This is a genomic window from Halorubrum sp. SD683, from assembly GCF_002135045.1.
GTDB lineage: Archaea > Halobacteriota > Halobacteria > Halobacteriales > Haloferacaceae > Halorubrum > Halorubrum ezzemoulense.
On the sequence record NZ_NEWJ01000040.1, the window covers coordinates 1 to 26,033 of the forward strand.

Below are 26,033 nucleotides of genomic sequence, written 5' to 3' on the forward strand. Positions count from 1 at the left end.
ACCGGTGACCGAGTTCGACGTGTTCCGGGGCGACGAGGACTGAGCGGGGCGTCTCGGGGAGAAGGGGTTCGAACGGATTACGCGACGTCTTCGTACACGGCGAGCGTGTCCTCCGCCACGTCCAGCCACTCGCGGCGCTCGTACTCCGGCGGCTCCTCGCGGTCGAGCGCCTCGATGAGCCCGTCGACGATCGACTCCGAGTCCGTCTCGACCTCGACGAGGCAGCCGTCGGGGAGCACCTCCGCGACGCCGGACGGCGTCGCGACGACCTGCGTGCCCGCCTCCAGCGCCTCCGTGATCGTGATCCCGAACGGCTCGGCGTACGAGGGCGAGACGAACGCGTCCGAGGCGGCGTAGTAGTCGCCGAGCTCTGCCTCGGGGACGTAGCCGACGAACTCGACGCGGTCCTCGATGCCGAGCAGCTCGGCGAACCGCTTCAGCTGCTCGGTCTGGTGGCCCGACCCGCCGACGACGAGCGTCACGTCGCGGCCGCGGAGCTTCTTGGTCGCGTACAGGAGGTGCGAGATCCCCTTCTGGTCGGTGTGGCGGCCGACGAAGAACAGCATCTCGCCGTCGATACCGAGGTCCTCGCGGACGTCCTTCCCAGAGAACTGCGGCGTCGAGAAGCCGTTGTACACGACCCGCGAGTCCGCGTCGTACAGCTCTCGGATATCCTCGCGGACGATCTCGCTGACCGCGATGTTGGTGTCTGCGGCGTTCGCGAGCCGGCGCTCCGTCTCGACCTCGCGGCTCGGCGGGTCGATGTTGCGGTCGCTCGCCAGCGAGTGGAACGAGGAGACCCACGTCGCGTCGGACTCGCGGGCGGCGGCGCGACCGGGCCCGTACCCGAACCAGTCGTGGGTGTGGATCACGTCGTAGTCGGGCGCGAGTTCGGCGAGGCGGTCGGAGAGCTCCCCGACGCGCGCCGCGACGTCGCCCTCGCCGGTCTCGACGGGTTCGAGTCCCGGCTCGTCGTCGGGCGCGAACTCCGCCGGCAACACCAGCGCGGCGTCGACACCGAGTTCGTCGCGGAGCCCGGTGAACAGTTCTCCCACGTGGACGTCGAGCCCGCCGGTGATGTTCGGCGGGTACCCCCACCCCAGCATGAGTACGCTCGGCGGCATACACCCCCGTTTCGGGAGTCGGCACTTAGGTATGCCCCTCGCAGCGCGCGGGGCCGGAAAACGGAGAGCGGAAAGAGGTCCGTCCGCGGTCAGACCGCGCGGTCAGGCCGCGCGAACCGCGTCGCGCAGGGCGTCCGTGCGCTCGGTGATCGACTCGGCGGCGTCCCCGAGCACGTCGAGCGGGTCGCCATCCTCGGCCTTGACGGTGAGGACGGGTTCGGTCTGGCCCCCGGACTGCTCGGGATTCATGTCGTAGGTCGCGGCCGCGACGTCGTCCGACTCCAGCAGGGCGCCCTTCAGCACGTTCATGAACGTGTGATCCTCGCCCGCGATCTCGATGTGGAGTTCCGTGTCGGTCTTCTCGATGACCCGCAGTTCCATACCCGAGAGGTCGAGCGAGCGGCGTTTCAAGCTTTCGTCTCCCGGATATCGCCGGATGCGGACGGGTCGCACGCGGCCGGAAAACACTTCTCTCGCCGACCGAGTTACCGGGTATGTCCGGCGATCGACCCGCGATCCGACGGCTGCCGTCCGACGAGGAGGCCCTCCGCCGCTACGCGGCCGACCTGTGGCTCCCGTACAACCGCGACCTCGCCGACGCCGTCGGGGTCCACGACCTCGCGGACTGGCCCGAGGAGCGCTTCGTCGAGCGACACGTGGAGTTCGCCCGGAACCAGCTGGACGATTCGGGAAGCCGCGGCTGGGTCGCCGCGACCGCCGCCGACGGGGCGGCCGACGCCGCGGTCGACCCCGCGACCGCCGCCGTGACCGATCCCGACCTGGACCTCGTCGGCCTGCTGATGACGAGCGTCGACGCGTGTCCCGACCCGTTCGATCGCCCGGACCGACTGGTGATCGGCGAGATATACGTCGCGGCGCCGTACCGCGGCACCGGCCTCGCGGACCGGTTCGTCGAGCGCGCGGTCGCCGACGCCCGCGACCACGGCTGCGGGCAGCTCCGGCTCGACGTGGACGTCGACAACGAGCGAGCCGTGGCGTTCTACGAGCGGACCGGGTTCGAGGAGTACCGCAAACAGATGACGATGGCGGTCGATCCGGAGTGACCCCGACGATCAGGCGGCTCCGGCGAGGCGACGTGCGACCGCTGGTCGAGGACCTGTGGCTACCGTTCGCGCGCGAGATGGCGCGGCTCGCCGACCGGAACGCGCTCGCGGACGACGTCGACCTCGTCGCCGCGGGCGTCGAACACCGACGGGACAAGCTCGACGACGACGAGGCGGTGACGTGGGTCGCCGTCGCGGACGGCGAAACGGGCGATGACGCCCGCCTCGTCGGCTACGCCGCCGCGAGCCCCGAGTCGTCCGCACCCGTGTTCGCCGCGGGCGACCGACTCCACGTGAGCGAGCTGTACGTCCGGCCGCCGCGCCGCGGCGAGGGTATCGGGCGGCGGCTGCTCGACCGCGCCCGGGGGGCCGCCGCCGACCGCGGCTGCGAGCGCGTCACGCTCGACGTCGACGTCGAGAACGAGTCCGCTCGCGGCTTCTACGAGGAGTGTGGCTTCGAGTCGGCGCGAATCCGGATGGCCGCCGACACGGCGTCGGACGCGGAGTGACCCGCTCGGTGACGGCGCGGCCGCTCGGGAAGAAATAAACGCAAAACGGGGTCGCGTCGGGTGGACGAGCCGTTACTCGTCGGCGTCGACCGCGACTTCGTCGGCGTCGACGTCGACGGCGGCCTCCTCCTCGGCGGCGACCTCGCGCGGGCGCGCTTCGAGGGTGAGCTTCTGGACCTCGACGCGGCGGAGCGGGTAGATCTCCTTGGCGTCGCCGTAGATGGCCGACGAGAGGTTCCCGTCGACGATCGCGTCGACGAACGCCTCGAAGGTGCGCTCCTCGGCGGCCGCGTGGACCTTGTCGATCATGACGCGGCGGATCGCCTTCTCCTGGGACCGGTCGGCCTTCTTGGTCGTCAGGGCGACGGGCTGGACGCGGATACGGTAGTCGTCCGTGGTCAGCACCGTGATCGACGCCTCGACCTTCGAGGCGCCGCGGCGGACGAGCGAGCGCAGGTAGTCGCGCGTCAGCTCGTACTTGATGAACTCGGTGTACGCCGAGTCGCTGCCCACGTCGGTGATCTTGAAGGTCAGCTTCGTGTTGTTCGCGTTGGAGTCGCCCGTCAGCTCGTCGAGCGTCGTCGTGATCGTGCGGCCGACGACCTGCTGGGGCTCCTCGGCGAGGGTCTCGCCGAGCTCCTGTCGGTCGAACTGTTCGGGCGCCAGCACGGAGTACCAGCGCTTCTGTTCTCTGCTCTTGGATACGGATCGTTCGCTCATGTGTCGGTGTGTGTGTCGGTGTCGGTCGTCTGTGGTTCGTCTGTGGAGTCGAGGGTGTCGGCGGAGTCGGCGTCTGCGGCGATATGCGACCGAGCGCGCTCGACCACGCGGTCGGCGACGCGCAGGTTCACGAGGTGGTCGTCCAGCGTCGACTGGAGCCCGCCGGTGGTCGGTCGCGCGACGGTGCAGGCGACGGCGTCGCCGTCAACGCGCGTGCGCATCGAGTCGGTCTCGTCCGGCCCGACCGCGGCCGCGACGGTCGCGGCGTCGGCGTGCGTGGTCCGGACCGTCGCGGTCCGGTCGGCGTCGCCGCCGGCCGTTCGGGGGGCGTCGTCGGACATCTCAGATCGCCTCCCGGAGCGCGGCCAGCGCCCCCGTGATGTCTGCGTCGCCGGGTCCGGCGGTCTCGACGGCGATCCCGCCGCGAGCGGGGGTCCCCCAACCGTCGCCGCCGACCTCGTCGGCGGCGGTCCGGCAGGCGTCGCCGAGCCCGATCGGCTCGACGGCAGCGGCCGCGAGCCGGCCTGCGCCCTCGTCGAGCGCGACTGCGACGGGTTCTGGTGACCGAAAGTCCCGGACGAGTCGGGCGACCGTCGGCAGGACCGCCGGCGCCGCGTCGACACGGGCGACGACGCAGCCGTCGTACCGGCCGACCGTCGCGTCGTCGAGCGCCCGGTGCGCCGCCAGTCCGTGGCGGTGCCAGGCGTCGAGCGCGGCCGTCCGAAGCGACGGAGCCGGGTCGCTCGCGAGCGCGAGCGCGACCCCCGTCCCGGGCGCCTCTCGGGCGAGCGCGTCGAGCACGTCGGCGTAGCCGCCGACCGTTTCGAAGGGACCGTCCGTCGCGTACGGACGGAGTGCGCGCTCGACCGCAGCGGCCGCGCGCTCGCTCGTATCGTCGCCGTCGACCGCGTCGACCGCGACCAGCGACGCGAAGCGCCGGCGGTCGTCGGCGTCGGGGTCGGCGGACAGTCCCAAGGGATCGAGCGCGTCGCGCGCCCCATCGGGGTCGCCGGAGTACCGCGTCGACGCGAGCGTCGAGGCCGCGAGGGCCTCGGCCCGCGAGGGGGCCGCGTCCGCGCCGTCGGTCTCGTGAGCGGCGCGCTCGCCGCCCGAAACCGGGAGCGCGACGCCGGGCCGCCGCTCGACGCGGCCGGCCCGCTCCGCGGCGTCGAGCGCGTCGCCGGAGCCGTCGGCGCCGGGGATCGACCCGGCCGCGACGACGCCGGCGAGCGCGACCACGGGGTCGGGTTCGACGCCGAGGGCACGGGCGACCGCGAAGGCGGCCGTGCTCGCCGGTCGTCCCGTTCTGGGGATCGCGTGCGGCCCGCGGTCGACGCCGACCGTTACCGCGACGCCGTCGTCGACGTCCGCCGGCACCGGGTCGCGGTCGACCCGGGCCTGGAACGGCGTGCCCGTCGCTCGGAGCGCTCGCGCGAGCAGCCCGGCGGCTGCCAGCGCGTCGCCGTCGTCGGTCGCGACGAGCCGGACGAACGGCGCGTCTGCGAGGACGCCGGCGAGCGCGTCGGAGGCGGGCGTGGCGGACGTCGCTTCGGTCATGTGTGGTGTGTCGGTCGGGATCGGTCGCTCGGTGTCGCCGTGCTAGCCGCTCACTCCTCTAAGAGCTCGACGGCGTTCTCGTAGGTGTACGTGAACTCCTCGTCGATCTCGTCGCCGCGGTAGTAGTTCGCGAGGCGGCGGATCTTCGACTCCGTGTTCTGGAGCGCGCGCTTGTTCTGGTGGTCCTGCCCGTTCTCCGCCATGTGCTCGCGCAGGCGAACCGCCTGCGACATGAGGTTGCGGAGGTCTTCCGGGATGTCGGCGTCGGCGTCGTGTTCCTCGAGGATCTCGGTGACCTTCTTGCCGGTCGCCAGCTTCACGTCGGGGACCGGGACGCCCTTGACGCCCTCGTCGCGCAGCTTGAGGCCGATGACGCTGGGGTCGTGGCCCTGCTCCGCCAGTTCGACGACGCGGGACTCGATGTCCTCGGCGTCGACGTCGCTCCACTCCGGGGTCTCGTCCGTCGCCGGTTTGTCCGAACCGGACGAACCGCGACGGCGCGTGTGCATTCGTGCCATTGTCTGTCTGGTTGGAACGGCACAACCGCAACGTGACCGGGACTCCGCGCGGCGCGGCTACGGATCGCTCGCGGAGCGAGCGCTCCGACCGGACGGTCCGCGCGAGCGGGCCGCCCGACCGCGACGCCGGAGGCGTCGGCGCACTGCTACATTCCCAAGCCGCGGGCGAAAGGGCCCCGGCGAGTCGGATCTGCAGCTGTGCTGTTCCCGTCAGGACGGTCGCCGTCGGGGGTCTTAAGCGTGTTCTTGTCCCCGCGTGAGGCGATTCCGTCGGGCGAACGCTCCCGGTCCGTCTGACGGAGCGCACACGGGGATTTACGTGAGCCGTCGGTCTCCGAAGGCGTGTGAGAGATAAATGACCGACACGACAGCGGGGACCCCGGCCGCGACCGACGGCGGTGACCCCCCAGACGGCAGCGACTTCGGCGTCGGCGAGGAAGGGAGCGACGACCCGCGGATCGAGTTCCGCGGGGGGAAGTGGGCGAGCACCCTCCCGCTCGTCTTCTTCATCGCCTGGGCGATCTTCCAGAGCGGCGTCCTCGGGATCGGTGACACCAACGGGCTCGTCGTGGGCGCGTTGGTCGGAACGACGCTCGGGATGTTCCTCGTCCGCGGCGACTGGAAGGCGTACGCCGACACGATCTTCGAAGGGATGACCCAGCGCGTGGCCGCGACCGCGATCGTCGCGTGGCTCTGGGCCGGGATGTTCGCCCAGACGCTCCAGGCCGGCGGCTTCGTCGAGGGGCTCATCTTCGCGGCCGACGCTCTGAACGTCGGCGCGTCGACGTTCCCCGCGGCCGCGTTCATCCTCTGCGGCCTCCTCGCGACCGGGATCGGCACCGGATACGGGGCGACCGTCGCGTTCGTGACGCTGTTCTTCCCGGCCGGCGTGCTCATCGGCGCGAACCCCGTGCTGCTGTTCGCCGCGATCCTGTCGGGCGCCGTCTTCGGCGACAACCTCGCGCCCGTCAGCGACACGACGATCGTGAGCGCCGTGACGCAGGACGCGGACATCGGCGGGGTCGTCGCCTCGCGGTTCAAGTACGCTATCGCGGCGGCGGTCCCGGCGTTCGCCGCGTACCTGATCGCCGGCTCGGCCATGGCCGGCGTGAGCCTCGAGGGCGCCGTCGCGCTCCGCGAGTCCGCGAACGCCCTCGGACTAGTCCACCTGCTCTCGATGGGAGTCGTCATCGTCACCGCGGTCGCGGGCCGTCACATCGTCGAGGCGATCTCGTGGGGGCTGGTCGTGGCGGTCGCGTCCAACCTCCTGTTCGGGCTGTCGAGCGCGAGCGACATCGTCGCCTTCACCGTGACGGAGGCCGGGGCGCTCTCCGGGCTCCCGGTCGTCGAGGTCGGCGAGACCGCGGGCGTCGGCGGGAGCCTCTACACGGGCGCGGTCGGGTTCTTCCCGCTGATCGTCCTCACCCTTCTCATCGTCGCGATGGCGCAGATCATGATCCGCGGCGGCGGCTTCGAGGCGATCCAGACGTTCCTCCTCGACCGCGTCGCGACGACCGTCCGCCGGGCGGAGCTGACGATGGTCCTCGGCACCGCGACGATCAACGGGATGATCACGATAAACACCGCGGCGGAGATCGCGATCGCCCCGTACGTCGCCCGGATCGGCGAGAAGTTCAATATCAACGGCTACCGGCGCGCGAACATCTTGGACGCCAACACCTCCGCGCTCGGCTACATCTTCCCGTGGGCGGGCGGCGTGTTGGTCGGGTACCAGGTGATGGTCGGGCCGGACGGCCTCGGGTCCCAGTACGGCCCCGAGATGGTCGTGAACCCCATCGAAGTCGTGCCGTACGTCTTCCACGGCTGGTTCCTCGTGGCGATATTCATCATCGCCGCGATCACCGGCTTCGGGCGGGAGTACATCCCCGACCGCGCCTCCGAGGAGGTGTCCCGCGCATGAGCGTCTTCGACAAGTTCCTCGCCGGGTGGTCGTTCCGGGGATCGACACCGGACTACGCGGCCGGGGACGCGATCGAAGTGATGGTGACGGGCGAGTCCGACGGCGGCGTACACGTCGCGCGCATCGGCGACTCGACGCTCCGGATCGAGGGCGCGCCCGGGGACGCGGTCGACACTCGGGTCGTCGTCGACGTGGAGTCGTGGGACGAGTCGAGCCACACCGGGCGCGCGACCTATCGGAAGACCGTAGGCGGGAGCGCGTTTTAGCTAGCACTCGGTGGTTGCGGGTTCTTTTCATCGGTTCCACCGTCCGTATATAAACAACCGAGGGCGGACCGGTGGCGAACGCCGCCAAAGCCTCGCCGCGAGGACTCGCGCACAGCACCTCACGCCTCCCCAGCCCCGTCGCTCACTGCCCGCGGTTTCACCGCTCGCAACCGAGGTGCTCGCCTCGCTCGCACATCGCACCGTTCGCGACTCCCTCGCGCGTGCGACTCGCGCCCTCCGGCCGCTCGTCGGCACGCGCCACCGCAGTTGCTTTTAGATAACAGATCGTCGAAATGGGGTTCGATCACCGCGAAGCGGCGTGAACCGGCGCGGACCGGGGCGCTTTTCATCACCACGCTCGAACCGTCGGGCGTGCTATCGGTCGAGCTCCACGCGCACTCCGCGCTGTCGTACGACGGGCGCGACCCGGTCGACCTCCTCTTGGAGCAGGCGGCCGCGGTCGGGCTCGACGCGCTCGCCGTCACCGACCACGACGAGATCGACGCCAGCATCGAGGCGGCCGAGAAGGCCCCCGACTACGGGCTCGTCGGCATCGTCGGCATGGAGGTGACCTGCGCGGTCGGCCACGTGCTCGCGTTCGGCATCGACGAGCGCGTCGAGAGCGGCCTCCCCTTCGACGAGACGCTCGACCGGATCCGCGACCAGGGCGGGATCGCGGTCGTCCCCCACCCCTTCCAGAAGTCCCGCCACGGCGTCGCCGCGCACGTCAGCGACGAGCAGCTCGCGAGCGCGGACGCGATCGAGGTGTACAACTCGCGACTGTTCACCGGGCGCTCGAACCGACAGGCCGAGAAGTTCGCCGTCCGCAACGGGCTCCCGATGACCGCCGGCAGCGACGCCCACATCTCCGAGATGGTCGGGCAGGCGGTGACGGAGGTCGGCGCCGACGAGCGCTCCGCGGACGCGATCCTCGACGGGATCGCCGACGGGCGGACGAGCGTCGTCGGCAAGCGCACCCCGTGGCGGGTCTCGCTCCGGCAGTTCGGCGGGGGCGCCAAGCGCCGCGCGCTCCGCGCGCTCGACGCCCTCCGGTGACCGCGATGACGGCCCCTTCCTCGTCCGACCTCCGCGGCGCCCCCGCGGACCGCGTCCGTGCCGCGCTCCGCGACGGCGACCCGCTCCCCGGCGGGTGCGGCTTCGCCGGGCTGCTGGCCGAGCCGCCGAGTTTGGACCCGCGGGACCGCGACGGCCCGGTGCTCGTCCGCGATGTCCTCGGCCGACAACCGCTGTTCGTCGAGCGCGAGGCGCTCGATCCGGGGACCGCCCGCATTCCCACGGCGACCGACGCGTGGGCCTTCGACCGCGGCGCGCTCGCCGATCCAGAGCCGGTGCCCGCGGGGAGCGTGGTCTCGGCCGGCGGTACCGAACGCGTCTGGCGGCTTCCCGACCCGGCTCCGACCGCCGATCCGGAGGCCGCGCTGGCGGCGGTCGACGGCGCGGTGAGCGCGGCGCTCGGGGACCTCGCGGCATCAACTCGGTCCGGGGGAGACGACGAGAGCAGTGACGGCAACCTCGCGGTGGCCTTCTCCGGCGGCGTCGACTCCGGCCTCGTCGCCGCGGCCGTCCCGGAGGCCCCCTGCTACGTCGCCGGCTTCGAGGGGAGCCACGACATCGCTGCGGCGCACGAGGCCGCGAGCGCGATGGACCGCGACCTGCGCGTCGTCGAGGTCACGCATGACGACCTCACGCGAGCGGTCCGCGCGGTGGCGGCCGCGACCGGTCGCCGGAACCCGATGGACGCGTCCATCGCGGTGCCGCTGTTCATGACGGCCGAAGCGGCCGCGGCCGACGGGTTCGATCGCCTCGCAGTCGGACAGGGGGCCGACGAGCTGTTCGGCGGGTACAGCAAGGTCGTCGACCCCGCCGAGGACTCCCGGGTCGACGCCGACACCGTCCGCGGCGCCCGGACCGAGACCGTCCGGACGCTGCCCGATCAGCTGGAGCGGGACGTGCTCGCGCTCCGCGCCGCGGGGGTCGAGCCCGCGACGCCGTTGCTCGACGACCGTGTCGTCGGCGCCGCGCTGGCGCTCCCGGACGCCCTGCTCGTCGACGGCGACGAGCGGAAGGTCGCGCTCCGCCGCGTCGCGAGCCGGCGGTTGCCGGAGTCGGTCCACGCCGCGGAGAAGAAGGCGGTCCAGTACGGCACGTACGTCTCCCGCGAGCTCGACCGGCTCGCGCGGCAGGCGGGCTACAAGCGGCGAATGGACGACCACGTCGGGAAGTACGTCGAGGCGCTGTGTAGCGAGGAAAAACCGGCCGGTGAGGGCCGGGACTGACCAAGTCGCCGCGGGGAGTACCAGTCCTGCGGCCGACGCCCGATCGGTCGGGCGTCTACTCACGGATCGGCGGGACAGGTATAAAATCCGGATAGTAGTGACAAATATGACACCCTCGCGGCCGCGATAGAAAACGATCGGCCGCAGATGTGAGCGATTACTGCCGGATCACCGTATCGGTAGCGCGCTTTGCCGGGGAAAGTTCACGTCCATCCGGACGTGGGAGGCCGGGTCGCGGGCTCGGCGAGCGATCGCCGCGTCAGCGGACGAGGTACGGGTCGCTGCCGGCAATGAAGCGACCGAGGTCGCTCTCGCGGCGGAAGTCGGTTGACCGGAGCTCTCGGAGCGAGTCAACGAGCCGATCGGCGTCGCCGTCCGCCCAGTCGGCGGGGTCTTTGATCGGGACGACGAGCCAGCCGGCGCCGAGCAGCTCCTCGCCGTGGAGCCCGTCCATGTCTATCTCGGTCTTCCGAGCCCGGGCGGTGTAGGTTTCGAGGACGTGTTCGGTCGCCCGCGCGCCCACCGGGAGCAGCACGTGCGCGGCGATGGCGCGGAGCTCCGCGTCGAAGAACCGCTCCATGTCGGCGTAGGCGGCCTCGTCGGGCGGCGCCTCGCCCGCGCACATGTGAAGGTACGAGAGGAACGTTCGGCCGGTTCGAACGGGGTCGACCGCCGTCGGGTCGCCGTCGCGCGCGACGCCGTCGGGGGCGACTTCCTCGGCGACACCCGCGATCAGTCCGGCGTCCGAGAGCGCCGACAGGAACGCGGGCGACCACGCCTCGCCGGTGAACGGGACGCCCGCCGCGGTCCCGCCGTGGACGCCCGGGCGGTCGCCGACGACGTGGAAGTCGGCGTTGGCGTCGCCGTAGCCGGGGACGAACGAGGGGCAGTCGGGGCGCATCCCGAAGGGGTTCCGGATCCGGTCCGTGACGTTCTGCACGCGAGAGGGTAGGCGCGCAGGCCGTTAAATCCCGTTCGGTCCGGCGCGAGCGACTCGGGGACGCCCCGCGGCGGCGAGCGAGCCGATGCGAGGCGCACGAGGCGACGAAGATCCTCATAAGTTATGAGAATAAACGAGGTCAAACCGGGCTGGGATACGCGTCGATCGACGCGGAACGAGAGATATTTCAGGATCGTTAATCAATGACCGGAAACCGCAAGACAGCGTCGAGGTGTCCTCGGCGCGGCCCACGGAAGATATTTATATACCCCTCCGTTGGGGTGTGACAGAAGTCCAATGTTCGACCGCATCCGTACCGCGGCCCTCTTCGGGCTGCACCAAGCGTCCGTCGCCGTCGGAATCTCGCTGTTCCCGGTGGCCGTCTTCGCGCGTCAGCACCTCGGCATCAACGTCCCGGTCGGTCGGCTCGTCGAGACGACCACCGAGGCCGTCGACCAGGAGTGATCGCGCGCCGACAGTAGCTCGTTCTCCGCGACCGACCAGACGCCGAGCGACGGCGAGACTCCCCTTCGACCCGCGATCCCGCACAGCTCTCCTCGTGCCCGTCGCAGCCCCGCAGCGCCCGCTCCGAGGTCCGTCGCGATCCAGCGTCCCCCGCCGCGGTCGGCCGGTCGCGGCCCGGCGACGGATAGGCCCGTCGGAACCGGTCGGCGGCCCCCGAAGGGTTGCCTTTATCAGCGCGCCGGGCGAATGTGGGCGTAATGCGAACACCGACTGGCGACCTCTCAGACGGGCCGGCTGCCGACCTCGGCCGCGACCAGCCTGTCTTCGGACCGGAGCTCGGCGAGTTCGAACACAGCGAGCGCCGCGCCGCGAAGGCGGAGGGCGACGGCGAGATGAAGACGGGGACCACTACCGTCGGCATCAAGGCCGACGAGGGCGTCGTGATGGCGACCGACATGCGCGCCTCCCTCGGCGGCATGGTCTCCTCGAAGGACGTCCAGAAGGTCGAGGAGATCCACCCGCGCGGCGCCCTGACCATCGCGGGCTCCGTCTCGGCGGCCCAGAACCTCATCTCGACGCTTCGCGCCGAGACGAGCCTCTACGAGGCCCGCCGCGGTAAGGACATGTCCATGGAGGCGCTGTCGACCCTGACGGGGAACCTCCTCCGCTCCGGGGCGTTCTTCGTCGTCCAGCCGATCCTGGGCGGCGTCGACGACGAGGGCGCGCACATCTACTCCATCGACGCCCTCGGCGGCACGACCGAGGAGGAGTACACTGTCACCGGCTCCGGGTCGCAGTACGCGCTCGGTGTCTTAGAGCAGGAGTACGACGACGAGGTCAGCATCGACGAGGCGAAGACCATCGCCGCGAAGGCGATCCAGTCCGCCGTCGAGCGCGACCTCGCCTCGGGCAACGGGATCAACGTCGCCGTCGTCACCGAGGACGGCGTCGACATCACCCGGTACAAGGAGTTCGACGACCTGCTGTAGTCGGCGTCAACGGGACGCCGCTTCGGTATTTCTTCGCGAGTCCCGACCCGCCAGCGGAGGCGCTCGCGGCCGCTCGGTCACCGCCGGAGCTCCGGCGGCGCCTGAATCCCGTCGCCCCAGTAGAACCGCGGGCCGAGGACGAGGTAGCCGCTGGCGAGGAACAGTAGCGCGAACGCGAACCCCTCGCCGATCCACGCCGGGAGCGCGCTCGTCGCCATGTGACCGGCGGGGGTGAGGATCACGGCCGCCTGAACGACCCCCATCACGAGCGCGTCCTGCGCGTGGAGGTCCGGGTAGGTGACCGTCGACCCCATGAGCAGCGCGAACGCCGTCGTGGCCGCGACGAGCGGGACCGGGGCGGTGTAGCCCGCGATGACGGCGGCGGCGAGCACCGTCGCGGCCAGCGTCGTCGGAACGCCCACCGTCTCGCGGGCGCCGTCCTCGTCGGCCGTGTAGAGGCCGAGGCGGGCGACCGCGGCGGCGACGAACAGCGCGCCCGCGCCGACGACGGCGGCGACGAGCGCGGGGTCCGTCGCGAGCGAGCGCCCGTCGCGGACGACGGCGGCGACGAGCGCGGCGGGCGCAACGCCGAAGGAGGCGACGTCGGCCAGCGAGTCGAGGTACGGGCCGGCGGGAGTCGACCCGCGGTGGCGGGCGACGACCCCGTCGAGCCCGTCCGCGACGGCGGCGAGGAGGACGAGCCTGGCCGCGAGCGCGACGTCGACCGTCGCGGCGACGACGGCGAGGAACCCGACGGCGGCGTTGGCCACGGTCACCGCGTCCGCGAGCCCGAGCCGCCGAGCGAACCGCAGAGGCATACCGTATCGGTCGCCGAGCCGGGTTTTAGGGTTTGTTATCTCGTCGACCGCGCGGCGGCGGCCCGGTCGCGAGAGTCCGGGACTGCCGAGGTGTGTGTCGACCGAAACGGAGGGCGCGGCCGCGAGGCCAAGACGCCTCGGTCAGGGGACGTACCAGATGCCGCGGCCGAAGTCGAGCCATTCGCCGACCACGACGTGCGGCATCGCGATGACGCAGACGAAGATGGTGTAGAAGGCGACCGCGCCGGAGAGCAGCGAGCCGCCGGCCAGCGGGTTCGGCGCGACGGTCCACAGGGCGGTCGCGACGCTCGCCGTGACCAGCGCCCCGACGACGAGGACGCCCCACGCGACGACGAGCGAGACGCCTTCCGTCCGGTCGGGCTGCTCCTGTTCGACGACCATGCTCCGCGCCGACTGCCGAAGCGAGTACCACAGCGGGAAGTAGAGCCCGATGGCGACGACCACGGGCACGAGCGCGAAGTACGCGACGAGCAGCAGCGTCTCCGCGGCGTCGAGGAGCCACGACCGGCTGACGCCGCCGGTCGAGCGCAGGCTGGTCGCGAGGCCGCCGCCGAGGTGCGTCATCACGCCGAGCCCGAAGACCGCGCCGAGCGCCGTGGTGAACGTCTCCGGGTTCGAGGCGGCCGGGCCGGCCAACCGACCGTCGAAGACGCCCAACATGATGCCGGTGAAGCTGTAGTAGGTCTCGGTCCAGAAGACGGCGGGGACGATCATCACGGCGCCGCCGCGGATCAGCGCGGCGAGCGCTCGCTGGGGCTTGGTGGGGAGGTGGTCGGTTCCGATCAGCGCGTCCATCACGCGGAGGTCGCCGTGCCCGCCCTTCGCGACCGCCGTCCCGAACGCGAGCGCGAGCGCGGGCAACGGCGCGACGACGAACAGGGCCACGAACGACGCGACGAAGCCGAGGTAGAGCGCCACGTACCGCGCGCCGAACGGGAGCCCCCGCCGGCGGAGATTCGAGAAGTGTTCGTACCCCCCGTGCGGGAGGTTCAACGCGACCATCCCGACGAGGTACGCGATCATCTGAGTCCGGAGCGACACGTCGGTGCCGACCGCGGACAGGGCGCCGAATCCGACCGCGAGGAGGAGCAGCGCCACGCGCGAGGCACCGATGGCCGTCCGTTCCGGTTCACCGAGGAGTCGCTGCACCGGGCTCGCCGTCGTCGTCGACATGGACGTACGTACGGCCGTTACCGGGTTAGGGCCTCGTCGCCATTATTCGGTGTTTTATATTCGGGTCGTCCCTGCGACCGTCTCCGCGGGCGTTTCGCCGCTCCGAAGGGGGCGGTTCGGGCGGCGGCATCAGTACGTGTGAATCACTTCGCCGCAACGCGTGCACTCGATCGTGTCCGATCTGAACAGCCGCTCCTTCTTCTCCGTGGGGCCGTTACACTCGGGGCAGACGCCGATGTTCCGTCCGTCCGCCACGCGCGCGGACAGATCGAGGAACTGCCCTTCGAGCCGTTCGATCTGTTCGGACTGCTCTTCGACGACCGATTGGAGCTCCTCGATCGTCTCCTCGCGCTCCTCGACCGCGGTGGACAGCTCCTCGATGCGCTGCTCGTAGGCGTCTATCGCCTCGACGTCGATGGTGACGTCGTCGGTCTCCTCCGCTTCCTGTTCCGCAGTGCTTTCGCTACGCTGTTCGGCTTCCGCCTCGGCGTCGTCGTCTGCCATACGAGACTGGTAGAGCCCCAGGGTCATTACTTTCAGGCCGACAACGTCACCCCGACCCGCGGCCCGTCAGGGTCGACCGGCGCCGGACCCCGCGCCAGAAGGGGGCGTCGTCACGGGGCGATACCTGACTAGGTTGGCATCGATCTGAATAGAATATACACAGTATAACGAAGTGGGTATGGACCCGATAGCGCTAACCGCAGCCGTTGGAGCTGATCTGCTCGGGGACGGTCGCCCCGAGACGCTCTGGTTGGGCATAGGCACGCTACTGATGCTCATCGGGACCTTCTACTTCATCGTTAAAGGATGGGGGGTCACTGACAAGGAGGCCCGTGAGTACTACTCGATTACGATCCTCGTGCCGGGGATCGCGTCGGCAGCGTACCTGTCGATGTTCTTCGGCATCGGCCTGACGGAAGTTCAGGTCGGCAGCGAAATGCTGGACATCTACTACGCGCGGTACGCGGACTGGCTGTTCACCACGCCGCTGCTGCTGCTCGACCTCGCGCTGCTGGCGAAGGTCGATCGCGTGAGCATCGGCACGCTCGTCGGCGTCGACGCGCTGATGATCGTCACCGGACTCGTCGGCGCGCTCTCGCACACGCCGCTCGCGCGGTACACGTGGTGGCTGTTCAGCACGATCTGCATGATCGTCGTGCTGTACTTCCTCGCCACGAGCCTGCGCGCCGCTGCGAAGGAGCGCGGTCCCGAGGTCGCGAGCACGTTCAACACCCTTACGGCGTTGGTGTTGGTGCTCTGGACGGCCTACCCGATCCTGTGGATCATCGGTACCGAGGGTGCCGGCGTCGTCGGCCTCGGCATCGAGACCCTCCTGTTCATGGTGCTCGACGTGACCGCCAAGGTCGGGTTCGGCTTCATCCTGCTCCGCAGCCGCGCGATCCTCGGCGACACCGAGGCACCGGAGCCCTCCGCGGGCGCCGAGGCCTCCGCCGCGGACTGATCGGCTAGCGGACCCGACGCGGCAGAACAACACGGTTCAACCGTTTCCAGCGTTCATTTTTCGACATGACTGACACTACCACCGAACAGCCGCCAGTGCTGCGTACACGGTCCGTCGTCGGACTCGCCGCCTGCGTCGTGACCGCGCTCGTCGGGATATTCCTGATCCCGACGCTACAGGAGCCGGGAGGCGGGTTCAACGCCCGGTTCTGGACGATGGCGGCCTTGGAGCTGGTCGCCATGATCGGCGTCGTCTACTTCGTCCTCAACCTCCACGAGGAGTCGAACTGAGGCGGGCGAGAAGCGCGGCTCGCGTCGCACCGCCGATCGCGGCGGTGCCGTCGTTCTCCGCACGAGCCGCGCCCGTTCCCTGACCGTTCACTTCTCAGGCAGCCCGGCGTCGGCCCTCCCGTCCCGGGTCGAGGGCGATGTCTCGGCGAGCGCGCGCTCGAAGTGGTCACGCCCGACGGTCGGGTCGACCGGTCCGTCGTCGACGATCGCGTCCTCGATCGCGAGCAGCCCGGCCTCCCGGACCAGCGCCGCGATGTCGCCGCCGCTGTAGCCGCCGGTGCGGTCGGCGAGGGCGTCGAGGTCGACGCCGGCCGCCGTCGGCATCTCGCGGGCGTGGATCTCCAGAATCTCCCTGCGGGCGTCTCGATCGGGGAGCGGCGTCTCAACCGCCTTCTCGATCCGGCCCGGCCGGAGCAGCGCCTCGTCGATGGCGTCCGGGCGGTTCGTCGCCGCGATCACCGCGACGTCGGTCAGCGGCTCCAGCCCGTCGAGTTCGGTCAGAAGCTGCGACACGACGCGCTCGCCGGCGCCGGTGTCATCGCCGCGGCGCCGGGGCGAGATCGCGTCGACCTCGTCGAAGAAGATCACCGCCGGGGAGTTCTCGCGGGCGGTCGCGAACAGGTCGCGGACCGCCTTCTCCGACTCGCCGACGTACTTGTCGAGCAGTTCGGGCCCGTTCACCGGGATGAAGTTCGCGTCGCTGAGACTCGCCGCCGCGCGCGCGAGCAGCGTCTTCCCGGTTCCGGGGGGGCCGTACAGCAGCACGCCGGACGGGGGGTCGATCCCGAGCTCCGCGAAGCGGTCGGCGTACTCGAAGGGCCAGTACACCGCGCGCACCAGCTCCCGCTTCGCCTCGTCGAGCCCGCCGACCTCGTCCCAGCCGACCGCGGGGAACTCGACGGTGACCTCTCGCAGCCCGGTGGCCTCGACGTCGTTGAGCGCGGCGTCGAAGTCGGCCATCCGAATCGCGGTCCGGCCGTCGCGGCGGACCGCGCGCTCCAGCGCCGCGTCCGCGAGGACCGCCAGATCGGCGAACACGTACCCGTTGAGCCGCGCCGCGACCGCCTCGAAGTCGACATCCATCGCGAGCGACGCGCCCTCGCAGAGCGCTTCGAGCGCGTCGGCGCGCTCGGCCGCCGTCAGCGGCTCGACCTCCAGTTCGCGGTCGAACCGCCCGCCGCGGCGCAGCGCCGACGGCACGCCGCTGGGGTCCGTGGTCGCGCCGATCACGACCGTCCGGTCCCCCGCGCGGAGCTCGTCGACCGTCGACCGGAGGCGGTCGGCCAGCGCGGAGTCGGCACCGTCGTCGGCCCCGAGCGCTTCGAGGTCGTCGAGGAGGACCACCGTCGGTTCCCCCGCGGGAACCGCCTCGACGAGCCGGTCGAGGCGGTCCGTGCGGTCGCTCGTCCGCTCGCCTCGGAGCCGGGCCGCCGAGGCGCGGACGAGCGTCGCGTCGGTCGCGGCCGCGACGGCCTCGACGAGCGTCGTCTTCCCCGACCCGCGCGGCCCGTGGAGGAGCAGCCCGAGCGTCGGAGAGCCGGCGGACTCGAAGGTCTCCGCCGCGTCGAACCGCGTGGAGACGGCGTCCAGGAGGCGGTCGAACGTCGCCGTCGGAACGACGCCGGCGCCGGGGCCACCGGTTCCCGGGGACTCGGCGACGACGTCCGGGCCGTCGTCGGCCGCGACGGCGATCTCGGTGTCGTCGCCGACGACCGCCGGCGACGAGGGGGTCACGTCCCGCACGTCGAACCGGAGCGTGAGCGCGCCGCCGAGGCGCGTCACCTCGACCTCGTCGCCGACGGCCACGGCCCGCCGATCGAGCCGGCGGCGGATGGCGTCCTCGCTCCGCTCGAGGTCGACGGACTGCCGGTGCCGGAGCGTGATCGACGACGCGACCGGGAGCGACGACGCCGCGACGGTCGCGTTGTCACCCGGATCGAGTCCGGCGCTCCGGCGGAGCCGCTCGGGGAGGAAGACGGCACGCGTCTGGGCGTCGACCGCGACGACCGGGGCGACGACGCGGTGCGACCCCTCGACGGCGATCGAACCGCCGGGGGCGACGCCGAGGTCGGCGAGGACGGCTTCGGGGAGGCCGACGCGGTCTTCGGGAACCGACGCGGGCGGCTCGCGGACCGGAACGCGCACGCTCATCGTGTCCGGGCTCGCTCGCGGGACGGTCCGGCGGCGACTATCGTCGACAGCATACGTCGATCGTTACGCCCACCGACCACAAAGTAATCACCCCCTAACTGGACAGCCGACTGGAGCCCGGGCGGTCGGTCCACGCCGTCCAAGTCGTCCGACCCGCGGGGGGAGACCCGGACCGCCGGAAGGCAGGCAAGCATTAACCCGTGTCGGTGCGAAGGGCGGAGTATGGCGAACGCTCGGGCGCTCCTCGTCCACCCGGAGGAGGGGAGCGATCGGATTGAGACGGCGCTCGGCGCCGCGGGGTTCGAAGTGACGCGCACTGACACGGCCTCGTCCGCGGTCGCGAAGGCGACGACCGGGGAGTACGACTGCGTCGTCAGCGAGTACGCCCTCGCCGGCGACGACGGGGTTGCGCTCGCGACTGCGATCGAGGAGTCCGACGCGGGCGTCCCGGTCGTGATGTTTACCGAGACGGACGAGGAGGGCGTCCCCGAGGCCGCCTTCGAGAACGGCGTCGACAGGTTCCTCCAGAAGAACGGGTCGGCGTCGATCGAACGGCTCGTCTCCGACGTCTCGACGGTCTGCTCGGGGGTGCCGACCTCGGAGCCGCGACAGGACGTGTCCGACCACGAGCCGTCCGCGGGAGAGGTGACGCGGGCCGTCGAGGACGCGCCGATCGGGATCAGCATGAGCGATCCGGACCTCCCGGACTACCCGCTCGTGTACGTCAACAACGCGTGGGAGGAGCACACCGGCTACCCGGTCGAGGAGGCGCTCGGCCGTAACCCGCGGTTCCTCCAGGGACCGGGGACGGACCCGGAGACCGTCGACGAGATCGGGGAAGCGATCGCGAACGAGGAGGAGGCGACCGTCGAGATCCGGAACTACCGGCGCGACGGGACCCCGTTCTGGAACGAGCTGACGGTCGCGCCGATCTACGACGAGGAGGGCGAGCTGGCCCATTACGTCGGGTTCCAGAACGACATCAGCGAGCGGAAGGCGGCGGAGCGGCTCGCCGAGGAGCGCGCCGAGAAGCTCGCGACGGAGCGGCGCTCGCTGGACAGGGTGTTGGGCCGCGTGAACGGGCTGTTCAGCGATATCAGTCGCATCCTCGTCGAGAACCGCGACTCGGGCGTCATCTCGGAGCGCGTGTGCGAGGTCGTCGCCGGCGAACCGGGGTACGCCGGCGGGTGGATCGGCGAGGTGTCGTCCGCGACCGGTCGGCTCGAGATACGCGCCGCGAGCGGCGTGGCGGTCGAGTCGGGCGCGACGTTCGACATCGAGGAGACGCCGGCGGAGGTACGGGAGACGGTCGAGACGGGGGAGCCGCACAGCGGCTCGATAGAGCACGTCGCCGACGGCCCGCTCGAACCGAAGACCGCCGGCGGGCGGCGCCTCCTCGTCGTGCCGCTGACGTACGGAGAGCGGCAGTACGGCCTGTTGGCTATCTACGGCAGCGGCGCGGACGTGCTCGACCGCCGCGAGCGGCGGGTGTGCGAGTCCGTCGGGAAGATGATCGCGAACGGGCTCCACTCCATCGAGACCACGGAGATACTCACGACCGACCGCGTGGTGGAGCTCGTGGTCGGGATCCGCGACTCGACGGCGTCGCTCGCGCGGATCGCAGACGCGGTCGGCGGGGAAGTTGAACACCTCGGGACGACGCGACTCGACGACGACGCCTGCGAACTGTACTTCCGCACCGACGGCGAGGGCGTCGACCTCGACGAGCTCGCCTCCCTCCCGCTGGTCGAATCGATGCGGACCGTCTCGGAGACGAACGACGGCGTCAGCTTCGCCGTCACCGTCATCGAGTCGCCGCCGCTCACCCAGCTGGCCGATCACGGCGGCGTCGTCGCCGAGGCGACCGCCACGCCGGAGGGAGCGACGCTGACGATAGAGGCGCCGCCCGAGCGCGACGTCCGGTCGATCCTCGACGTGTTCCGCGACGAGTACGAGGGCGTCGAGCTCCGCTCGCGCGTCGAGCGCGAGAGCCGCGACCGGACCGTCGCTGAGTTCGCGGCCGCGGTCGACGAGCGGCTCACCGACCGGCAGCGGGCGGCGCTGAAGACCGCCGAGCTGAACGGCTACTTCGAGTGGCCGCGGCCGGTCGACGGGTCGGAGATCGCGGAGCGGATGGGTATCACCCGACAGACGTTCCACCAGCACCTCCGCGCGGCCGAGCGGAAGCTGGTCGAGGCGTACGTCGATCCCCGGTCGAACTGATGGCCCGGGGGTCTGTGAGCGGGGGTGCCGCCGCATGAGCGACGAGCAGTCGAGCCCGAGCGACGACGGGCCGGACGCGGGCGACGATCCGTTCGCCGCGAGCGACGCGATCGTCGTCGCGGCCGACCCCGAGTCCGTGTTCGCGTTCCTCGACGATCCGGCGAACCACGCGGCGGTCACGCCCGGGCTCACGGACGTTCGGGACGTCGAACCGCTGGCGAACGGCGGGAAGCGCCTCTCGTACACCTACCGGATGGCGGGAGTCGGCATCGACGGCGAGATCGTCCAGACCCTCCACGAGCCGTCCGAGCGCCACGTCTTCGAACTCCGGGGGCGGCTCACCGGCACCATCGACCTCCGGACCGAGCCCGTCGACCGGGGGACGGAGCTGACGTACGCCGCGACGTACGGCCTGCCGGAGAACGCGCTCACGAGGCTCGGCGCACCCGTTGTCCGTCGGTTCAACGAGCGGCAACTCCGGGCGGCGCTGGAGAACGTCGCGGCCGAGTTCGACGGGAACGAGTGACGCTTCGGGAGCGGGCAGCGCGCGGCCGCGGCGCCGCGACCCGGGGACTGCGGGACGGTACGGCGTCGACAGGCGAACTATTAACCGTGGGATAGCCTAACTAGGAGGCATGGAACCGATCACCCTCCAAGCCGGCCTCGGCTTCGGGCTCGTGAGCGTCGGCCTGCTCGCGCTTCTGCTCGTGGTCGTCACGCTCTGGCAGTCGTTCGAGATCGTCGACGCCTACGAGAAGAAGACGCTCACCGTCTTCGGCGAGTACCGCAAACTGCTCGAACCGGGGATCAACCTCATCCCGCCGTTCGTCTCCCGCACGTACCCGTTCGACATGCGGACCCAGACGCTGGACGTGCCCCGGCAGGAGGCGATCACGCGGGACAACTCTCCCGTGACCGCCGACGCGGTCGTCTACATCAAGGTGATGGACGCGAAGAAGGCGTTCCTCGAAGTCGACGACTACAAGAAGGCCGTCTCGAACCTCGCGCAGACCACCCTCCGGGCGGTCCTCGGCGACATGGAGCTCGACGACACGCTGAACAAGCGCCAAGAGATCAACGCAAAGATTCGCAAGGAACTGGACGAGCCCACCGACGAGTGGGGGATCCGCGTCGAGAGCGTCGAGGTCCGCGAGGTCAACCCCTCGAAAGACGTCCAGCAGGCGATGGAGCAGCAGACCTCCGCCGAGCGCCGCCGCCGCGCGATGATCCTCGAAGCGCAGGGTGAACGCCGCTCCGCGGTCGAGCAGGCCGAGGGTGACAAGCAGTCCAACATCATCCGCGCGCAGGGTGAAAAGCAGTCCCAGATCCTCGAAGCACAGGGGGACGCCATCTCGACGGTCCTCCGCGCCCGCTCCGCCGAGTCGATGGGCGAACGCGCCATCATCGAGCGCGGCATGGAGACCCTAGAGGAGATCGGGAAAGGCGAGTCCACCACCTTCGTCCTCCCGCAGGAGCTCACCAGCCTCGTCGGCCGCTACGGCAAGGCCCTCTCCGGCTCCGACGTCCAGGAGATGGAGGGGCTCGACGGGAAGGAGTTCGACGCCGACACGCGGAAGATGCTCGGCCTCGACGACATCGACGAGATCCTCGGCCAGATCGAGGAGTCGGCGGAGATGAACGTCGAGGAGTTAGAGAAGGAGGCCGAGGCCGTGAAGTCGGGCGACGCCGGCGCGAGCATCAGGTCCGCGGACGAGGTCATCCAAGAGATGGACGACGAAGAGGCGGCGGAAGTGGAGAAGGAGCAGTAAATCGGCGCGGAGCGCGGTCAAGGCTGTCGATTCTCCGCGCCGAATTGGATCGAACGAAGTGTTTTTGTCGGGGCGTAGACTACTACTCGGCGTGACAGAGGGGTTCGACGGACGGAAACGCGAGACGCTCCGCCGCTTCGCCGCGGTCGGAGCGGCCGCGCCGTTCGTCGGCACCGCGAGCGCGGACGACGGAAGCGGGGACGCGAACGAGACGCGGGAGGCGATCCGCGGCTACGTGCCGACGACCCCCGGCGCGCACTTCTCGAAGCTCCGCGACGACCTCCGGCTCGGCACCGGCGAGGCGCAGTACCACCTCCGGAAGCTCGAAGAGGCGGGCGAGATCGAGTCGGTGAAGGACGCAGACTACCGGCGCTTCTTCCCCGCCGGGCGCTTCGACGAGACCGACAAGCGGGCGCTCGGCTACCTGCGGCGAGAGACGCCCCGCGGGATGATCCTCGCGCTGTTGCGCGACCCGAGCGCCACCGGCGCCGACCTCGCGGAGGCCCTCGGCGTCTCGCGGCCGACGATAAGCGCGGCGGCCGCCGACCTGGAGGGCGCGGGCCTCCTCGACCGGACCGACGGCTACGCGCTGACCGAGCCGGAGCGGCTGCTCACGCTCGTCGTCCGGTACGCCGACTCATTCGACGCCGAGGCCGTCGCGTTCGCCGACGAGGCGGCGTCGCTGGTCGCGTACGACCCCTGACTTCGGTCAGGCCGTGACCATCCACGTCGTGCCGGAGGAGTACCCCCACTTTTCGACGTCGATATCGGTGGCGGCGTCGACGACCGCGCTCATGTTCGCGCCGACCTCCTTCGCCGAGAGGTCGAGGTCGTTGGCGATCAGCCGCGACTTGAAGTACGTCCGGTCGGACGCGTTCTCGCGGAGGTACCGCAGGATACGCGCCTGTTTCGCGGAGAGGCCGGCCGATTCAGCTGCGACCGCGTCCGGGTGAGCCGTGCTCATACAGCCTTCACGTCATCACCCCGCATAAGCCGGTTGGTAGGTCGGGTTAACACGCCGCAGTCTTGCGGTTTTCTACGGTGAGACGAGCGAGAGTCCCGTCCCAGCAGCGGGTTTGGGTACGGTCTTCGAACCGGGGCGGCGACGCGGACGGGCTCAGTACAGTTCGGCGACGAAGGGACCGAGCGCGCCGCTCACCGCGGCCGCGAGCGCCTCCGCCCGGTCGACGCGACCGCTCGTGAGCGCTCCGACAGCGCCGCCGCGCGTCGCGACGCCGTCGGTGCCGAGGAGGTCGTCCATCACGGGACCGAGTTCCGCCCCGTCGTCGATGCGGGCGGCGACGTTCGCCGGGAGCGCGAGGCTCGGCCCGGCGGCGCGGCCGACGCGGTCGCCGTCGGTCACGGCCGCCCACATGATCAGGAACCGCTCGTCGGCGCCGTCGAATCCCGCGACGCCGCCCTCGATGCCGACGCCGAGGTCGCGGTCGGGTTCGAGCGCCGCGCGGGCCCGGTTCTCCGCGCCCGCGACCGTCTCGGCGTGGCCGGTCGGCTGCTCGCTCACGCGGGAGTCGACCGGGACCGACTCGACCGCGACGCCGGTCGGACCGCCGGGGAGGTCGTCGTCGCCCGCCGACCCGACCGCCAGCTCGACCGCGCGCCGCTTCACCGGGTTGCCGCTGCCGACGCCGACTCGCAGGATCGTCATGTCCGGGAGTCGTCGTCCGGCGCCGAAAACGCCTCGGGATGGAGCAAGCGCGCCAGCCGCTCGACGCCGTCGATCAGGGCGGGGCTCGGCTGGTTCAGGAGGGAGTCGTCCAGGACGTGAACGGGGGCGTCGACCCACTCGCGCCCGGCGACGCCGGCGGGGTCGACGCGGTCGCCGTGCCCGCAGACGTGGACGACGACGTGGTCGGGATCGGCGCGCTCGACGTCTGCGGGCTCCACCTCGCGGGAGCGCTCGCCCGGCTCGGCGAACGGGTAGCGTCCGCCGGCGGCGCGGACGGCGTCGGGGACCCAGTTGCCGGCTGCCATCGGCGGGTCGGACCACTCCTCGCAGTACACGGTCGGACGGCGGCGGTCGGCGACGGCCTCGGCGATCCGGTCGAGTCGCTCGCGGGCGTCGGCCGCGAGGCGCTCGCCGGCCTCGGGGCTGCCCACGTCGGCGCCGCGGGCCGCGAACCCGTCCAACGCGTCGTCGAGCGTTGCGGGCTCGCGGTGCGCGACGTCGAGGCCGCGGTCGCGGCAGGCGGCCGCGAGGTCGGCCTGGAGCGCGTCGCTCGTGAGGACGACATCCGGGTCGAGGGCGGCGACGCGGTCGAGGTCGGGGTTCAGCCACCCGCCGACGGCGGTCGGGAGGTCGGGACCGTGCGCCGACCCGGGGTCGGAGCCGTCCGGGAGGTCGCAGTGGGCGGTGACGCCGACGAGGCGGTCGGCCGCCCCGAGGCCGGCGACCGTCGCGGTCGCGCTCGGTGCGAGCGAGACGACACGGGGCGCGGACATGGCGTCCGATCCGGTCGCGGTCGTCTCAACGGTTTCGATCGCCACGCTGACGCGGCGCCGCGGCGGTGATAGCGGCCGCAGGCGGCCGAGGTCGTCCGCGCGTCCCGACCGATCGGGGATCGGCGAAAACGCGTGATAGATCGTGTTCTTTTGTCGAGATCCGAGCGACACGTTCCGGTCGTTTTAAGTTATCTTCTGCCGACGGTAACGTAAGATCGCTCTCGGGCAGTTTCAGTTTCCGGGGGCCACCGAGCTATGAGTGAACGACTACACACACGGGGGAGTCGCTCCCGAACGGAGACGAACGAGGAGGAATCGGAGAACACGGACGAGACGCTCAGCTGCCCGGAGTGCGGCGGGCACGTCATCAACGACGAGGAACACGGGGAGACCGTCTGCAGCGACTGCGGGCTCGTCGTCGAGGCGGACTCGGTCGACCGCGGCCCGGAGTGGCGCGCGTTCGACTCCCGCGAGAAGGACGAGAAGAGCCGCGTCGGCGCCCCGACGACGAACACGATGCACGACAAGGGGCTCTCGACGAACATCGACTGGCGCGACAAGGACGCGTACGGCCGGTCGCTCGGCGCGCGCCAGCGCCAGAAGATGCAGCGGCTCCGCAAGTGGAACGAGCGGTTCCGCACCCGCGACTCCAAGGAGCGCAACCTGAAGCAGGCGCTCGGCGAGATCGACCGCATGGCGAGCGCGCAGGGGCTCCCGGACAACGTCCGCGAGACGGCCTCGGTCATCTACCGACGCGCGCTCGACGAGGACCTGCTCCCCGGTCGCTCCATCGAGGGCGTCTCCACCTCCTGCGTGTACGCCGCCGCCCGGATGGCCGGCGTCCCGCGCAGCCTCGACGAGATCGCCGACGTGTCGCGCGTCGAGAAGGCCGAGATCGCGCGGACGTACCGCTACGTCGTCCGCGAGCTGAAGCTCGAAGTGAAGCCGGCCGACCCCGAGCAGTACGTCCCCCGGTTCGCCTCCGACCTCGAACTGAGCGAGGAGTCGGAGATGCGCGCGAAGAGCCTCCTCCGCAACGCCAAGGAGAAGGGTGTCCACTCGGGTAAGTCGCCGGTGGGCCTCGCCGCGGCCGCCGTCTACGCCGCCGCGCTCCTCACGAACGAGAAGACGACGCAGGCCGCCGTCTCGGAGGTCGCCGACATCTCCGAGGTCACCATCCGGAACCGGTACCACGAGCTGCTGGAGGCCGAGGACGGCCTCGTCGCGTAAGCGGACGCTTTCCCCGCCGACCCGACCGACCCCCACGCCGTTCTACCCCGACCAGCTAAGTCC

At 71.0% G+C, this 26,033-nt stretch carries 29 protein-coding genes; 15 read left to right on the forward strand and 14 right to left on the reverse strand.

Translation table 11 applies throughout. The features are described from left to right. Positions 1-77: 77 nt before the first annotated feature. Complete coding sequence (locus B9G49_RS10585; RefSeq protein ID WP_086216352.1) at positions 78-1,106, reverse strand: glycosyltransferase family 4 protein; 1,029 nt, start codon at positions 1,104-1,106, stop codon at positions 78-80. A gap of 120 nt (positions 1,107-1,226) precedes the next feature. After that, a complete protein-coding gene (locus B9G49_RS10590) occupies positions 1,227-1,505 on the reverse strand; it encodes a DNA-directed RNA polymerase subunit L (RefSeq protein ID WP_086216338.1) in 279 nt (92 codons plus the stop codon). Positions 1,506-1,618: 113 nt separating this feature from the next. Here B9G49_RS10590 and B9G49_RS10595 point away from each other — a divergent pair, with 113 nt between their 5' ends. Together B9G49_RS10595 and B9G49_RS10600 are read left to right on the forward strand one after the other, a co-directional pair. Further along, positions 1,619-2,188 (forward strand): N-acetyltransferase, encoded by a 570-nt coding sequence (locus B9G49_RS10595; protein WP_086216339.1) that lies wholly within the window; start codon positions 1,619-1,621, stop codon positions 2,186-2,188. Continuing rightward, positions 2,185-2,697 carry a GNAT family N-acetyltransferase gene (locus B9G49_RS10600; protein ID WP_086216340.1) on the forward strand — a complete coding sequence of 171 codons (513 nt, stop codon included), beginning with the start codon at positions 2,185-2,187 and terminating at the stop codon, positions 2,695-2,697. Before B9G49_RS10595 ends, B9G49_RS10600 begins: the two co-directional genes overlap by 4 nt. A gap of 72 nt (positions 2,698-2,769) precedes the next feature. Here the strand turns inward: B9G49_RS10600 and B9G49_RS10605 are convergent, their stop codons facing one another. Genes B9G49_RS10605 through B9G49_RS10620 form a run of 4 tightly spaced genes read right to left on the reverse strand, consistent with a single transcriptional unit; the run spans position 2,770 to position 5,492 of the window. Further along, the gene (locus B9G49_RS10605) at positions 2,770-3,417 is read right to left on the reverse strand and encodes a 30S ribosomal protein S3ae (protein ID WP_049931327.1); all 648 of its coding nucleotides are present in this window, start codon (positions 3,415-3,417) and stop codon (positions 2,770-2,772) included. Further along, the gene (locus tag B9G49_RS10610) at positions 3,414-3,758 is read right to left on the reverse strand and encodes a KEOPS complex subunit Pcc1 (protein WP_086216341.1); all 345 of its coding nucleotides are present in this window, start codon (positions 3,756-3,758) and stop codon (positions 3,414-3,416) included. Before B9G49_RS10610 ends, B9G49_RS10605 begins: the two co-directional genes overlap by 4 nt. Before the next feature lies 1 nt (position 3,759). Then, a complete protein-coding gene (locus B9G49_RS10615; protein ID WP_086216342.1) occupies positions 3,760-4,974 on the reverse strand; it encodes an exonuclease RecJ in 1,215 nt (404 codons plus the stop codon). A gap of 50 nt (positions 4,975-5,024) precedes the next feature. Next, positions 5,025-5,492, reverse strand: coding sequence for a 30S ribosomal protein S15 (locus tag B9G49_RS10620; RefSeq protein ID WP_049931330.1), 468 nt, complete (start codon positions 5,490-5,492; stop codon positions 5,025-5,027). Positions 5,493-5,847: 355 nt separating this feature from the next. On the opposite strand from B9G49_RS10620, the gene B9G49_RS10625 reads away from it, so the two are divergent. The 4 genes from B9G49_RS10625 (at position 5,848) to B9G49_RS10640 (ending at position 9,976) form a co-directional block, all read left to right on the forward strand. Then, the gene (locus B9G49_RS10625; RefSeq protein WP_086216343.1) at positions 5,848-7,413 is read left to right on the forward strand and encodes a Na+/H+ antiporter NhaC family protein; all 1,566 of its coding nucleotides are present in this window, start codon (positions 5,848-5,850) and stop codon (positions 7,411-7,413) included. Continuing rightward, the gene (locus B9G49_RS10630) at positions 7,410-7,679 is read left to right on the forward strand and encodes a hypothetical protein (protein WP_049931332.1); all 270 of its coding nucleotides are present in this window, start codon (positions 7,410-7,412) and stop codon (positions 7,677-7,679) included. The genes B9G49_RS10625 and B9G49_RS10630 overlap by 4 nt, the downstream gene beginning before the upstream one ends. Before the next feature lie 372 nt (positions 7,680-8,051). Then, the gene (locus tag B9G49_RS10635) at positions 8,052-8,735 is read left to right on the forward strand and encodes a PHP domain-containing protein (protein WP_086216344.1); all 684 of its coding nucleotides are present in this window, start codon (positions 8,052-8,054) and stop codon (positions 8,733-8,735) included. 5 nt (positions 8,736-8,740) lie between these two features. Beyond that, positions 8,741-9,976 carry an asparagine synthase C-terminal domain-containing protein gene (locus B9G49_RS10640; RefSeq protein ID WP_086216353.1) on the forward strand — a complete coding sequence of 412 codons (1,236 nt, stop codon included), beginning with the start codon at positions 8,741-8,743 and terminating at the stop codon, positions 9,974-9,976. A gap of 259 nt (positions 9,977-10,235) precedes the next feature. Here the strand turns inward: B9G49_RS10640 and B9G49_RS10645 are convergent, their stop codons facing one another. Then, a complete protein-coding gene (locus B9G49_RS10645) occupies positions 10,236-10,916 on the reverse strand; it encodes a uracil-DNA glycosylase family protein (protein WP_086216345.1) in 681 nt (226 codons plus the stop codon). A gap of 297 nt (positions 10,917-11,213) precedes the next feature. Here B9G49_RS10645 and B9G49_RS16790 point away from each other — a divergent pair, with 297 nt between their 5' ends. Further along, positions 11,214-11,381 (forward strand): hypothetical protein, encoded by a 168-nt coding sequence (locus B9G49_RS16790; protein ID WP_167373065.1) that lies wholly within the window; start codon positions 11,214-11,216, stop codon positions 11,379-11,381. A gap of 257 nt (positions 11,382-11,638) precedes the next feature. Next, positions 11,639-12,370, forward strand: a complete 732-nt coding sequence (psmB, locus tag B9G49_RS10650) for an archaeal proteasome endopeptidase complex subunit beta (protein ID WP_049931335.1) — start codon at positions 11,639-11,641, stop codon at positions 12,368-12,370. Positions 12,371-12,447: 77 nt separating this feature from the next. Here the strand turns inward: psmB and B9G49_RS10655 are convergent, their stop codons facing one another. The 3 genes from B9G49_RS10655 to B9G49_RS10665 form a co-directional block, all read right to left on the reverse strand. Beyond that, a complete protein-coding gene (locus B9G49_RS10655; RefSeq protein ID WP_049931336.1) occupies positions 12,448-13,188 on the reverse strand; it encodes a protein sorting system archaetidylserine synthase in 741 nt (246 codons plus the stop codon). A gap of 141 nt (positions 13,189-13,329) precedes the next feature. Further along, entirely contained in the window at positions 13,330-14,382 is a 1,053-nt protein-coding gene (locus tag B9G49_RS10660) for a Brp/Blh family beta-carotene 15,15'-dioxygenase (protein ID WP_086216346.1), read from the reverse strand. 129 nt (positions 14,383-14,511) lie between these two features. Beyond that, on the reverse strand, positions 14,512-14,886 hold the full coding sequence (locus tag B9G49_RS10665) for a SlyX family protein (protein WP_049931338.1): 375 nt from the start codon (positions 14,884-14,886) through the stop codon (positions 14,512-14,514). A gap of 178 nt (positions 14,887-15,064) precedes the next feature. Between B9G49_RS10665 and B9G49_RS10670 the strand changes: the two genes are divergently transcribed. Both B9G49_RS10670 and B9G49_RS10675 read left to right on the forward strand, forming a co-directional pair. Then, positions 15,065-15,847, forward strand: coding sequence for a bacteriorhodopsin (locus B9G49_RS10670; protein ID WP_080508572.1), 783 nt, complete (start codon positions 15,065-15,067; stop codon positions 15,845-15,847). 65 nt (positions 15,848-15,912) lie between these two features. Beyond that, a complete protein-coding gene (locus B9G49_RS10675; RefSeq protein WP_086216347.1) occupies positions 15,913-16,137 on the forward strand; it encodes a hypothetical protein in 225 nt (74 codons plus the stop codon). 87 nt (positions 16,138-16,224) lie between these two features. On the opposite strand, the gene B9G49_RS10680 is transcribed toward B9G49_RS10675, so the two are convergent. Then, entirely contained in the window at positions 16,225-18,288 is a 2,064-nt protein-coding gene (locus B9G49_RS10680) for an AAA family ATPase (RefSeq protein ID WP_086216348.1), read from the reverse strand. A 222-nt stretch (positions 18,289-18,510) separates the two neighbouring features. Between B9G49_RS10680 and B9G49_RS10685 the strand changes: the two genes are divergently transcribed. The 4 genes from B9G49_RS10685 to B9G49_RS10700 all read left to right on the forward strand — a co-directional run bounded on the left by B9G49_RS10685 (position 18,511) and on the right by B9G49_RS10700 (position 22,983). Next, positions 18,511-20,511: a bacterio-opsin activator domain-containing protein gene (locus B9G49_RS10685; RefSeq protein ID WP_086216349.1), complete on the forward strand. Its 2,001-nt coding sequence runs from the start codon at positions 18,511-18,513 to the stop codon at positions 20,509-20,511. 34 nt (positions 20,512-20,545) lie between these two features. Beyond that, entirely contained in the window at positions 20,546-21,037 is a 492-nt protein-coding gene (locus B9G49_RS10690) for an SRPBCC family protein (protein WP_086216350.1), read from the forward strand. 109 nt (positions 21,038-21,146) lie between these two features. Beyond that, on the forward strand, positions 21,147-22,280 hold the full coding sequence (locus B9G49_RS10695; RefSeq protein ID WP_085682739.1) for an SPFH domain-containing protein: 1,134 nt from the start codon (positions 21,147-21,149) through the stop codon (positions 22,278-22,280). Positions 22,281-22,371: 91 nt separating this feature from the next. Continuing rightward, positions 22,372-22,983: a MarR family transcriptional regulator gene (locus B9G49_RS10700; RefSeq protein ID WP_049932491.1), complete on the forward strand. Its 612-nt coding sequence runs from the start codon at positions 22,372-22,374 to the stop codon at positions 22,981-22,983. Between the two features lie 6 nt (positions 22,984-22,989). On the opposite strand, the gene B9G49_RS10705 is transcribed toward B9G49_RS10700, so the two are convergent. From B9G49_RS10705 to B9G49_RS10715, 3 genes are all read right to left on the reverse strand, one after another. Further along, positions 22,990-23,244: a hypothetical protein gene (locus B9G49_RS10705; protein WP_049932489.1), complete on the reverse strand. Its 255-nt coding sequence runs from the start codon at positions 23,242-23,244 to the stop codon at positions 22,990-22,992. A gap of 153 nt (positions 23,245-23,397) precedes the next feature. Next, complete coding sequence (locus B9G49_RS10710) at positions 23,398-23,946, reverse strand: DUF84 family protein (protein ID WP_086216351.1); 549 nt, start codon at positions 23,944-23,946, stop codon at positions 23,398-23,400. Further along, positions 23,943-24,740 carry a helical backbone metal receptor gene (locus tag B9G49_RS10715; protein WP_086216354.1) on the reverse strand — a complete coding sequence of 266 codons (798 nt, stop codon included), beginning with the start codon at positions 24,738-24,740 and terminating at the stop codon, positions 23,943-23,945. Before B9G49_RS10715 ends, B9G49_RS10710 begins: the two co-directional genes overlap by 4 nt. A gap of 255 nt (positions 24,741-24,995) precedes the next feature. Between B9G49_RS10715 and B9G49_RS10720 the strand changes: the two genes are divergently transcribed. Beyond that, positions 24,996-25,970 carry a transcription initiation factor IIB family protein gene (locus tag B9G49_RS10720; protein ID WP_006114298.1) on the forward strand — a complete coding sequence of 325 codons (975 nt, stop codon included), beginning with the start codon at positions 24,996-24,998 and terminating at the stop codon, positions 25,968-25,970. Positions 25,971-26,033: the final 63 nt, after the last annotated feature.